The organism is Ruthenibacterium sp., assembly GCF_017421385.1.
In the GTDB taxonomy this organism is placed as follows: Bacteria; Bacillota; Clostridia; order Oscillospirales; family Ruminococcaceae; genus Ruthenibacterium; species Ruthenibacterium lactatiformans.
The window spans coordinates 1-11,959 of the sequence record NZ_JAFOIN010000054.1; the positions used below are offsets into that span (position 1 = coordinate 1).

Annotated in this window: 10 protein-coding genes and 1 pseudogene; 1 reads left to right on the forward strand and 10 read right to left on the reverse strand. The window is 54.1% G+C overall.

Annotation, left to right across the window (positions count from 1 at the left end):
- Positions 1-189, forward strand: a 189-nt coding sequence (locus IIY41_RS05705) for an IS3 family transposase (protein ID WP_287400108.1), incomplete at its 5' end; no start/stop codon positions are given.
- 252 nt (positions 190-441) lie between these two features.
- Here IIY41_RS05705 and IIY41_RS14140 read toward each other — a convergent pair.
- The 10 genes and pseudogenes from IIY41_RS14140 to tnpA form a co-directional block, all read right to left on the reverse strand.
- Positions 442-630 carry an ATP-binding protein gene (locus tag IIY41_RS14140; RefSeq protein ID WP_287400117.1) on the reverse strand — a complete coding sequence of 63 codons (189 nt, stop codon included), beginning with the start codon at positions 628-630 and terminating at the stop codon, positions 442-444.
- A 338-nt stretch (positions 631-968) separates the two neighbouring features.
- On the reverse strand, positions 969-2,090 hold the full coding sequence (gene aepY / locus IIY41_RS05720; RefSeq protein ID WP_287400109.1) for a phosphonopyruvate decarboxylase: 1,122 nt from the start codon (positions 2,088-2,090) through the stop codon (positions 969-971).
- Positions 2,087-3,214: a phosphonoacetaldehyde reductase gene (locus IIY41_RS05725; protein WP_287400110.1), complete on the reverse strand. Its 1,128-nt coding sequence runs from the start codon at positions 3,212-3,214 to the stop codon at positions 2,087-2,089. Before IIY41_RS05725 ends, aepY begins: the two co-directional genes overlap by 4 nt.
- Positions 3,215-3,242: 28 nt before the next feature.
- Positions 3,243-5,252 carry a phosphoenolpyruvate mutase gene (aepX, locus tag IIY41_RS05730; RefSeq protein ID WP_287400111.1) on the reverse strand — a complete coding sequence of 670 codons (2,010 nt, stop codon included), beginning with the start codon at positions 5,250-5,252 and terminating at the stop codon, positions 3,243-3,245.
- Positions 5,253-5,300: 48 nt separating this feature from the next.
- Complete coding sequence (locus IIY41_RS05735) at positions 5,301-5,642, reverse strand: DUF2304 domain-containing protein (protein ID WP_287400112.1); 342 nt, start codon at positions 5,640-5,642, stop codon at positions 5,301-5,303.
- Positions 5,639-6,352 carry a glycosyltransferase family 2 protein gene (locus IIY41_RS05740; protein ID WP_287400113.1) on the reverse strand — a complete coding sequence of 238 codons (714 nt, stop codon included), beginning with the start codon at positions 6,350-6,352 and terminating at the stop codon, positions 5,639-5,641. Before IIY41_RS05740 ends, IIY41_RS05735 begins: the two co-directional genes overlap by 4 nt.
- Positions 6,353-6,396: 44 nt before the next feature.
- Positions 6,397-7,668 carry a lipopolysaccharide biosynthesis protein gene (locus tag IIY41_RS05745; protein ID WP_287400114.1) on the reverse strand — a complete coding sequence of 424 codons (1,272 nt, stop codon included), beginning with the start codon at positions 7,666-7,668 and terminating at the stop codon, positions 6,397-6,399.
- Positions 7,652-8,518 (reverse strand): LicD family protein, encoded by an 867-nt coding sequence (locus tag IIY41_RS05750; RefSeq protein ID WP_287400115.1) that lies wholly within the window; start codon positions 8,516-8,518, stop codon positions 7,652-7,654. Before IIY41_RS05750 ends, IIY41_RS05745 begins: the two co-directional genes overlap by 17 nt.
- Positions 8,515-11,361 (reverse strand): ArnT family glycosyltransferase, encoded by a 2,847-nt coding sequence (locus IIY41_RS05755; RefSeq protein ID WP_287400116.1) that lies wholly within the window; start codon positions 11,359-11,361, stop codon positions 8,515-8,517. The genes IIY41_RS05750 and IIY41_RS05755 overlap by 4 nt, the downstream gene beginning before the upstream one ends.
- A gap of 242 nt (positions 11,362-11,603) precedes the next feature.
- Positions 11,604-11,959: pseudogene (gene tnpA / locus IIY41_RS05760) on the reverse strand (IS200/IS605 family transposase); the annotation flags it as partial.

Below are 11,959 nucleotides of genomic sequence, written 5' to 3' on the forward strand. Positions count from 1 at the left end.
CCCCTATATGATAACGCTATGGCAGAAAATTTCTTTTCCATTCTCAAGACAGAGTGTATCTACCGCCATAAACCGGCCTCATTCTGCGAGGCCAATGAGATGATTGACCGCTACATCAATTTTTACAACTACGAGCGCATCCAGTTAAAAACTGGAGTGGCGCCGCTCACGCTGCGCCACTCCGCTTAATACTTCATATTTCTCCCTACATAGAGGCCTTTTGGTGCTGTCCGCACAATCTGGGGCGGTTTAGCTCGGTTCTGCGGCCTTTTTCTTGTATAGCAACGTATAAACCTGTGAAAGGGAAATATCATAATTAGAACAGTCAACGCCAATATGAAATTGTAATAAAACGCCGAAGAAATTTTGTAGTTTTTCGGCGAGGGAGTAACAAAATCAGGTGCTTCGCTGCTCAAAAAGAGTGTTCACGATCTGCTGCTTCTAGCGTATCAATTTCTTGCGTTCTTTCAGTCGATAAGACTCGCCCTTGATGTTGATTACGGTGCAATGGTGAAAAAAACGGTTCAGGATGGCAGAGACAATGGTGTCATCGGCAACCACCTCGTTCCACTGGGGGAAAGTCTTGTTAGCGGTAAACGCGGTGGAGGGTTTCTCATACTGTCTGGCAATGAGCTAAAAAACAGATTTGCGCCCTGAATATCCATGTGAAGATAACCGATTTCGTCAATAATCAGCATCCTGTACTTAGCTAAAACCTTGAGTTTATTCGGGAGCCGGTTTTCAAAATGCACCATCAGCTGGTGGCAGTTGATGTAGTAAGTGGGGAACCTATACTGGTCAGCCAGCACCCCGGAAAGCGCCCACACGGCCTGCGTCCGGAGCGTCCCTTGCACAAAATCTCACCACGGGGATCCCCGTCCGCCGTATATCGTTGCGGGCAGGGAAATCCCCTCTGTGCGAAGCGATCCGGCTGCATGTCTGTCGCTGTGCCGATGCCGCAGGCTCGGTCACAGCTGGCTCAGATAGTTCATAAAATTTTGTTTGTTTTCCCGTGCCGACGTTGTGGGACGTCCCAGATCGGCCCGCGCGCCGATGGAGCTTCGCACCTCGATGAAGCTCAGCTGTCCCCGCTCCTTCGCCTGCTCAAGCGCTTGATCCAATGCGTCAAAGGAATCCACGCACACGCAATGACGATACCCGCACGCCGCGGCAATCTTCACCAGATCCACCGATGCCGCCACCGTCGGCATTCCACCCACGGTCTCGTGCGCGCCGTTGTTGATGACAATATGAATCAAATTGCGCGGTGCATTTGCCCCGATGACGGCCATAGCGCCCATATGCATCAGAACGGCGCCATCGCCGTCAATGCACCACACACGCGTATCCGGCTTTTGCAGCGCCACGCCAAGCGCGATGGAGGAACTGTGTCCCATCGAGCCGACCGTCAAAAAATCATATTGGTGCTTTTGCCCGTTTTGCGCACGAATCTCAAACAATTCCCGGCTTGCTTTTCCGGTGGTGGACACGATCGGATCCTGTCCGCTCACGCGCGTAATATGGCGGATGATCTCCTCACGGCCCATTGTATTTTTGTTTTCATACTGCACCGCACTGTCAAAAGACAGAGCGCCCTTTCGAATGACAAACGCCGCGTTTTTTCCCTGTGCCAAAAGCTTGCGGTACCGCTCCATCACATCGCGCACCTGCGCGTCGCTGGTATCTTTTCCGATCACAAACGCCTCGATTTGCATATCCCGCAGCAGCTGCAGCGTGACCTCGCCCTGATAGACATGCTGCGGTTCGTCATGGACGCCCGGCTCACCCCGCCAGCCGATGATAAACAGCATGGGGATCGCATACACCTTTTCATTGAGCAGCGAGGCGACCGGATTGATGATATTCCCCTCGCCGCTGTTCTGCAGATAGACCACCGGCGTTTTCCCTGTGGCAAGGTGATACCCCGCAGCCAGCGCAACGCAGTTGCCTTCGTTTGCGGCAATGATGTGGTGCTGCGGATCGATGCCGTATGTCGCCATCAAATAATCACACAGCGATTTCAGCTGAGAGTCCGGCACGCCCGTATAAAAATCAGCGCCGATAATTTTTGCCAAAGTTTCCGCGTTCATTGTGTTTTTCTCCCCAATATTTGTTGATACAACGCCAGAATCGTCGCCTGATCCAATGCAACAGGATGGTTTTTCAAGCGCACCGGGTTCACCGAAGACGCAAGAAGCGCAAGCTCCTGCCCGCTCGCCTGCGGAACCGGAAGAGAAAGCTGTTCGACAAGCATCTGAAATTTGCGCATCGCCTGATCCGGCGTGTCACAGCCGAACGCCCGAGCAAGCTCGCAGAAAACCGTTTGCAGATACTGTGCGCCCCGCGGGTCGGTACACTGATCCGGATGCTCAAGCATATAAGGCCACAGCGCTTTCACACAAAGCGCCGCCGCATGGCCGTGCGCAATGCCGTACAAACTTGTGATCTTATAACACATTGCATGGCCCGCTGTCGTCTGCGTAATATTGATCGCTTTGCCGGCCAGATGGGCGGCCTGCAGCATCTCGGAATTGCCGGCCTCCTCATTGGCCAGATAGGCGTCTTTATTTTCCAGAATCCGGCTGATCGCCGCGCGCGCGTATGCTTTGCTTTGCTCGTCGGAATGGATCGACCAAAAGGATTCAACCGCATGGCACAGCGCGTCCAGCATTGTGGCTTTCTTTTGATATTCCGGCAGTGTGCGCAGTGCGGAAGGATCCATCAGAACCGCCGAAGGAATGCAGCTCTCATGTGAAACCGATTGTTTTTCTCCTTCAAAATAAATCACCGCATACCGCGTGGCCTCGCTTCCCGTTCCGGCCGTTGTCGGCACGGCAAGAAGCGGGATTGCGTTCGGCACGATCGGCTGACGCAGATAATTGACGGACGGATCCATTTCGGCGTACAGTTTAATGCATTTTGCAACGTCCATCGCGCTGCCGCCGCCCACGGCAAGAATCAGGTCACACCGGTGCGCGCGAAACATTGCAACACCTTTGACAACAGACTCGTACAAAGGATTTGGCGCAAAATCACTGAACCGAACCACCGAAACGCCCATGCGTTCCGGCAGCTGCTCAAAATAGGCGTTCAGGCGCAGAAAGGAAATCGCGTTGTCGCATACCAGAAAAATCCCGCGCACTGCGTGCTCCTGCAGATACCGGTCCAGTTCCGAGTAATCCCGATCCGCTGTCAGGATGATTTGTTCTGCCATAAACTGTATTCGCTCCTTCCCGTTCGGGTCAAAGTTCTTCCGGGATCAGCGTGATGATCTCCTGGATGGACAAACATTTTTCGTCGCATTCTTTGGCGCGATGATGCTCCAGAATCGTGCGCGCCGCATCCTGCATGGCAGGGATTCCCGTGCGCGTCATCTGATTGGCATAAATGACGATATTGACGCCGCGCGCTTTAAATTCTTCTTCCGTCACGGCGTTGAACGATGTGGGAACGACCACGATCGGCGTTACGGAATCCTTTGCGCGGAATTTTTCCACAAATTCAAAAATTTCCGCAGGGTCTTTCCGGCGGCTGTGGATCATGATCGCATCCGCGCCCGCACCGGCAAAGGCGAACGCACGCGCAAGCGCATCGCCCATTCCGCGCTCCAGAATCAGGCTTTCGATCCGCGCGCAGATCATGAAATCTTTTGTCTTCTGCGCATGTTTTCCCGCCGCAATTTTGGCGCAGAAATTTTCAATGCTGTCTTGTGTCTGCTGCACCTCGGTGCCGAACAGGGAATTTTTCTTCAGGCCGGTCTTGTCCTCAATGATGATCATCGAGACGCCCATGCGCTCCAGCGTTTTCACCGTATAGACAAAATGCTCTGTCAGTCCGCCGGTATCCCCGTCAAAAATGATGGGCTTTGTGGTGACCTCCATGATCTCGTCGATCGTGCGCAAGCGCGAGGTCATGTCTACCAGCTCGATATCCGGTTTGCCTTTGGCGGTGGAATCACACAGAGAGCTGACCCACATCGCATCAAACTGACGCGCCGCGCCATTTTGATAAACCGTTGTTTTTTCCACGATCAGGCCGGTGATGCCGCTGTGCGCTTCCATCGCGGTGACAAGGCCCTTCATCGCCAGCGTTTTCTTCAGCCGGGCACGGCGCACATCCGGCAAAGACAGTTCGGCGCGGGCACGCTTGTCAAGCTGTTCGTATTTGGGATCCTTGGAATACGGATACTCCACCAGTTTTCCGCCATACGACGCCAGAATCGAAACCACTTCGTCCCGAACCGGCTTTTGAAACCCGGATTGCCAGTCGTCGCCATGCACGACAACGTCCGGCTGATACCGCTCCAGATTCTCCCGATAGCTGAGGCTTTTCTGCTCCACCACACGGTCCACGCCGGCCAGCGCTTCAAACATGGCCTTGCGCTCCTCAAACGGAAGCAGCGGATAGCGCTTATAGCTCACAACCGCCTCGTCCGACAAAACGCCGATGATCAGCCGGCCAAGCCGCTTGGCCTTTTTGATGAGAGAAATGTGCGCGCCGTGAAGCACATCCGTCGAAAAACACAGATAGACCGTGCGGCGCTCGATTTGCGCGACCCGCTCGCACACGGCTTGCAGATCTTCGGGATTGTCGATCTCACTGCACAGCAGATCTTTCACGTCCAGCGGGACGATCCGGCAGCGGTCGGTCACTTCATTCAGCGCGTTTTCCGCATAGCACTTCCGGTCTCCCGTCTCGCAGAAATGCACAATGCGCTCCATCCAGACGCGCCAGTCTTCCCGGTTCAGCCGGTACAGCGCCTGTGCCGCAACCGCGTCATCAAAAAACTCGATGCCGACCTTTTCCACCCGTCCGTTGTGCACAACCGCCTTGAAATCCTTTTCCGGCAGCGCAAGCGTCGAGCTGACGGCCATGCAGCTTTCCGCAGACACACAGATGCGATCCAGCACTTCGTTTTCAAACACAAGATCTCCGTGCATCAGCAAAATATCGTCATCCAACAAATCTCTTGCACAGTAAATGGAATAGATATAGTTGGTCTGCCGGTACTCCGGATTCTTTACATAGGTGATGTGTAGCGGCAGATGCAGCCCCTCGCAGTAATGCATCAAAACGGTGTCAAACAGGCCGGTTGTCATGACCACTTCTTTCACACCGATATCCGCCAACTGCTTGAGCTGCCGGCTGACGATCGTCTCGTTGCTTCCGATGTCCGTCATGCATTTGGGATGTTCTGACGTCAGCATGCCCATTCGGCTGCCAAGCCCGGAGTTTAAGATCAGTGCTTTCATATTCGATTCTCCTATATCAAAATATCACGGCTGGTTTTGGCCACAGCGTCAGCCTTCCGCATCCTGCTGCTCTGCAAGTGCGATATGCTGTGCCAGCTCGCTCATCTGTTGGTTCAATTTTGAGATCTTCAATGTATTGGTAAACAGCTTGAGGATGAGTGCAAACAGGATTACCAAATACACCAAATTGGCCGGAGATTGAAATTCAAGCAGGTCTGCCGCCCATGTGGCAATGCCGGGGAACACGCCCAGCACAACCAAAGCGGCGCTGAACAGAATCCAGTAGATCGCATAGTCGATCTGCATGCGGCCCTTGCGAATATAGTGCACAAAATACAAAAGCGTCAGCACTGCGCCGACCAGAAGCAAAATCCGGATCTCGATGCTCATACATTCGCCTCCTTGTCATGAAACCGCGCCCCGCCGCGGAATCGCTGCAGCAGTAGAATCGACACACCCACGCGCAGCATATACCCGATGCTGCGGGATATGTTGAGATAGCTGGTTCCGGCGATGCGCTCGTCCATCGTCACCTGTATTTCATCGACGCGCGCGCCGCGGGAAATAAAGCTGCTGATGGTGTCGGGTTCCGGCGCACAGTTGATGCGCGTAGCCAGTTCCCGGATCATCGTGCGGTTATAGATGCGCATCCCGCTGGTGGGATCCTTAATCGTTTTTCCCGTTGTAAGACGGATCGCACCGGAAATCAGATAGCTTCCCACCATGCGCAGGGTAAACGGTTTGCGCTGTGTCACAAATCTGCTTCCGATCACGATATCATATCCGTCGTTCAGACGCGCCAGCAGCGGCGCAATATATTCCGGGCGATGCTGCCCGTCCGCATCAAACTGCACCGCGGCGTCGTAATCATGCTGCATTGCATATTTCATGCCCGCCTGCACCGCACCGGCAAGCCCGAGATTGATCGGCAGGCTGACCATTCGATATCCGCGCGCACGGCAAATCTCCTCGGTGCGGTCGGCGCTTCCGTCGTTGACGATCACATAGTCAACTTCCGGGCATTCCGCCTGAAGCCGCTCGATCACGGATTCAATATTCTCTTCCTCGTTGTATGCCGGAATTACCGCAAGTACTTTCAACTGATACACTTCCCGTCCCTGATCACATTTGTCGAACGATCCCGTCACTGTTTTGCGTTTCGTTCCTGGTTCCAATACGTTCTGTATCCGAACGCAGCGATCCACGCCAGACAAAACGCGCGCACCGCCATGCTGCAAAGATACGCCAGGCCGGCGCCGGCAAGCCCCTGTGCCCGCACAAAAAGCGGCGTGATGAGCAGCGTGGCGGCAAAGGTAACGCCATCACCCAGCAGCAAAAAATACTGACGGCGCATGATCGTAATTACATAATACAGCACTGTTGCAAGCGCATTCAGCCCGCCGCCCAAAAGCACGATCATCAGAACGTTCCGATAGGGCGCAAGCGGCAGCCCGTACAGCAGCTGCAAAACAGGGATACCCAAAAACCACGCGCCCGCCAGCACGCCGAGCGTCACTGCAATCACCCAGCCGATCAGAACAAAAACGATGCGGCGGAACGCATTGCGCTCTTTTGCATTCCATTTTGCCCGCAGCGTGGTGAGCATGGGCCGGAACGCAAAAATACTGAACAGATTGATGATTGCCGCCGGCATGTACAGCGGCGTCCAATATCCCTGCATCTGCGGAATCACCGCATCGACCTGCATTTTGGTCGCATTCAGGATATACATGTTCATAAAAGAGCTGGCAAACAGCGGAAGGCACGCCGCAAGAATCTTTCGACATGCCGCACCGGAAAACACCGGCCGCACCCGATCGACAAAGCGTTTTGCCACCCGCATGTCAAACAGCACGATACACAATACCGATGCCGCCGGCATGGACACAGCTGCCAGAATGCTGTTTTGGGTCAGCCACAGCGTGACCGTATAGGCGCAACCGGCAAGAAAGACGCGCAGCGCCAGAGCCTGGCCGGCATATTCAAGATGCCCCTGCTGCTGAAACAGCCCCTGAAACACATCGGAAAAGGCGTCCAGCATTTTAAACATGCAGATCGAAAAGATCACAAGCGCTTTTTCGCCCGAATACTGAAAGCCGAACACATAGGCCGCGCACAAAACCGTCATTGCCGCACAGGTCAAAATCCGCAGCCCGTAATACTCGCCAAAGCGAAACTGCTCGTCCAGATCCGTCGATTGGAACGGCCGAACCTCGCAGTTGGCGAATGTGGCAAACACCTGACAAAGGCCAAACGCCAGACCCAGAATTCCGCCCTGCTCCACCCCGGCAAGCCGTGTGGCAACAATGGTCAGCAGCATGGTCGCCCCGGCATTGATGACGCTTCCGATCATATTCCAAAGAAAAGCGCGCCGGCCTGCTGCATTCGGCGTGCGGTGATCAGTCACTTGCTTCATCTCCAAAGCTCAGCCGGTACGGCACGATCGATGAGCGTTTTCCCTCCGGCAGCGGTGTCATATAATCATCCCCAAAGACGATGCGCAGCATCGCGTGCGGATCATGCGGCATGCTGATCGTCATGTCCTCAAAAGGAAGCTTCTGCAGCGGAAAAATCACCTGCGTCGGATAGATCCGTTCCTCCGGCTTGAGGCCGAACGGACACCCGATCCGGCCGGTCGGCTGTTCGCCGGCAACCTGCGCCGCATTCTGCATCCACCGGTGCAGCGCTGCGCGCGGGAAAATTTTTACGCACACCGATCCCGCTGCACACATGGCATAGACGATCCAGCGTTTCAGCCCCCGATACGGCAGGTTGGGGAATGGCATGTTGCGCAGAATGCACAATTTTTCCAGCACCCAGCAGTTGCGCTTCATTTTTTGAAATGCAGCCGCGTCGTCCGGCATCCAGTCAAAGCAGAAAATATCCAGAAAGATCCCCGTCTCATAGGGGGCGTTCTTCATGGAAAGCATGCGGAATTCCGTGCCTTTTTTCATAATGCGGCTCGTCATGAACGGATACCGCGGATCGGTCTGGCCGTTGAGCAGCGTGTAACCGTCACCGAATTCCAGCGGTACCAATTCGCGCAGCCGCTCATAATCCTTGCGCATCATTCCGACATCAATGTCGTCATCCCACGGAATGATCCCCGTGTGCCGCACCTGACCCAGCGCAGTGCCGAACGCCGCAAAATACTGCAGCCCGTGCTTTTCACACATCGCATCAAATTTTTTCAGGATGTCCAGCTCCACAAGCTGAAGCCTGCGCAGCGTTGCCGCATCATATACCTGATCAATTGTCTGTTTCATAACGACTCCTCGTTTTTCTGTGTTTTTTCCCTGCTTGTGCGCAAAGCCGACGGGATTCTGACCCATTGTCGGAGCCACAAATAGAACCGGTGTCCCAGCAAAATCTCCAAAATCAGCAGCAGCGGGTAAATCGGCATCAGATAGCGATCCACCGGGCTTGCGATCACAACGATCCCCAGTGTATAGACGAAAACGGAAAAAGACAGCAGGAAAATCAGCGTCCAATCGAGATCTTCCCGTTTTTTCCGCGCGCACATCCACATCCGGATGCATGCGAAAACCATGACAACTGGCGCGAAAAAGCCGCCCCACGAGAAGGCCACGTCCGCTGCACCGATCGTCGCGTCATTGAACAAAAAGGATTGCAGGAAACTGGCGTCTCCCACCTGTATGATCTGCTCGTTGAATATGCGGACCCCCTCGGGGGCACTCTTTTTCGACGGGGCTTTGGGCAAATTGGTGTCGCCGCGCTGTCGGTTTTGGTAAAACTCCGCCACCATATCGATCTCGTTTCCGTTGACAAAATAGATCTGATCACTCAGCGGGCTGTGCTTATAATCCTTGTTTTGCACGTTCTGCTGCAAAATATTTAATAAGACGAGATAGTTATCCCAATAGCTTGCCAGGAACGCGCTGGGGCTCAGGAAAAACATATCTTTCAGAAAAACCAGCGTACCGACAACAGACCCGTCGCAGGAAAGCGTCTGCGTGCGCAGCAATGTGCCGTCCCGCCGATAGACGCCCACCTCGACATCTCCATTCGGAACAAACAGCTCATCGGCCTCCGGATCTTCCTCTTCTGACGTCTGCTGCGGCAGCGGATAGATATACCGCACCGCGCCCGACAGCGAGCTGTAAAAATAATCTCCGTCTTTTTGGGCGCTACCGCCGCCTGTGATCATACTCCAGGTGCTCATATAGCTCAGCAGCGCCGTACCCACACACATCAGACTGACCACCGAAACCAGCACGCGCCGGAGCGAAAACCGCCGAATCCACAAAATCAGTTCCGATGCCGCAGCCGGCACCAGAACACACAGCACAAACATCTGCTTGGTGGCATATCCCAGCACACACAGACCCGCCACAGCCGCAATCCGCACCAGATAAATCCAGCGCCGGTACGTCCGGCATCCGGACTGCAGGTACAAATGTGTCTGCAGCAGCAGATAGAAGCCGGCAAGCACGATCGTGCATGCTGCAAATTCCGTGAGCATCGTATGATAATAGCCGAAGATGATCGGGTTCAGCAAAATCAACACACACAGAATCGCATCGGAACCCCACACGCCGAAGCGCCGCGGGAAATCCAGCAACAGGAAAATTTTCTGCAAAAGAACAGCTGCGGCCAAATAGAACAGCGCCATCAAAACCAGGCTGCCCAATGTTGTATAGCCGAACAACTTAGACGACAAATAAATCAAAAACGGAAATCCCGGCCCGCGCCGGATGTCCCACTGAGAAAAGGGCACGTTGCCTTCCAGAATCTGCGCGTTTGCATAATAATGCACGGTATCATTGTAATATTGCGGCTGAAACGCAAAGAAGACAAGCAGCAGTCCGCCGAAGATCAGCCAATGGCGATGATCGATGCGGCAAGCCGGAACATATGTGCGAAAATCTGCAGAAAACGCCTGATACCGCGCACGCACAGCCTCGTTGTATTTGCGGCAATACCCAAGCGCGGCCTGACACGCCGCAATCCCAAGCGCAGCCGTGCCAAGAGCAACAAGTTTTTCCTTATCCCCGGGTCCGTACCACAGATTTTCCCACGCGTTCAGGAATCCCAGCCGGACGCCGAGCGGGATCAGGAAGAGAAACCATGAGACAGACGCCGCCACAGCGCCGACCGCAGTGTGCCGGGACGGGGCAAACGACAAAATGATGCCCGCCGTACCAATCAGCAGCAAAACGACCATTTGCCATGCAATCCGGTTCGCCGTTTGCCACGAAGGCAGCTGCATATAATCAAAGACCGTCCAGCCGGCATCCGCACGTTCCGTCACGGCAACCGTCCGGCTTTCGTCATCGGCAAAGCCCAGCTGCACCGTTGAAGGCATTGGACTGGACAAGCCCAGAAACCGGTTCTTATAAGGATCCCGAACGGTGATCGAAGCGCCGGTTTCCTGCGCGGTATACGTCAAGCCGTTTTCCCAGGTAAAGCGAAATCCCTCATTCTCCAGCACTTTATCACTGTCGCGCCGGGTCACGGAAAGATCTGTGCCCTCCTGCAGCGTCACAGTCACTTCGCGCGGGCGCACGGTTTGCTCCAGCTGTACAAACAAGCCGGTTTGCACCACAAACCCCATCCAAACAAGGCCCGCCAGACATGCCAGCACACGCAGCGCAATTCTTCTGCGTTCTTTGCGGCATCTCCACAACGCCCAAAGCAACCCGCCGGTCACCCAAAGCGCACAGTAGCTCATCACATAGGGTGCCAGAAGCTGACGCGGCGAATAAATCGTTCCGTTTTCCGATGTTTCAAAATCGATCATCTGATTGATGAACCCGAATTGCAGATACGCGGCTGCGTGCCCGGTTCCGCCCGAAAACATCACGCGCGAGTTCATGCGCGGCAGACGGATCGTAATTTGCGCCAGCTCCTGTGAACTGATCAAATGCGGCACCGCCGAATCATCAGAGGATTCTTCAACGAATCCGCTGTTTTTCCAAACGACCTGCGAATCATCCAAAACCCAAACGGAAAGAATTCCGGGTTCCGTCGCAGTGACGGTCAGCTCAACGGGGAGCATCCGATTGGGGATCTGATAGCCCAGACCCAAAAAGATGAACAGCCAAATCAGCACGCCGGCCAACCGGTGTTTGCGGGTGTCTTTCAACATCGACCTCTCCCAATTCATAATATGATGTTTTTTATTAGTATATCATATCCTCTGCAGATTCACAATTCAAATCGAGACGTATCTGCACGATATTGCATCATTTACATATTTTTCGAGTTCCCTGCATATGCAATAAAAAACCCCCGGCAAAGCCGGGGGTTTTTCATATGCGGGCGTAGCCCTAGAATACTAGCATGCGCGTCACGTCGCGCAAGTACGGTCTGCCAGCCGCGAAAGTTCTGTTACTTGCCGCCCGTAAACGGGCGCTTTAAAAGTCCGGCATGGTCAGTTGCTCTCCTGCTTTGTCCTGCTCGTACTGTCGTTGGATGTACTCCTGTATTTTCTTTGCATTTTTTCCTGCAGTGTCCACGTAGTACCCGCGGCACCAGAATTCCCGGTTCCGGTATTTCTATTTTTGCTCCGGGAACTTCTCGTACAACATCAGGCTACTCTTTCCTTTTAGGTACCCCATGAAACTCGCTACTGCTATCTTTGGCGGTATCTCGATCAGCATGTGGATGTGGTCCGCGCATACCTCCGCTTCGATAATCTTGATCCCTTTCCAATTGCACAGCGTCCTCAGAATGCTTCCAATTTC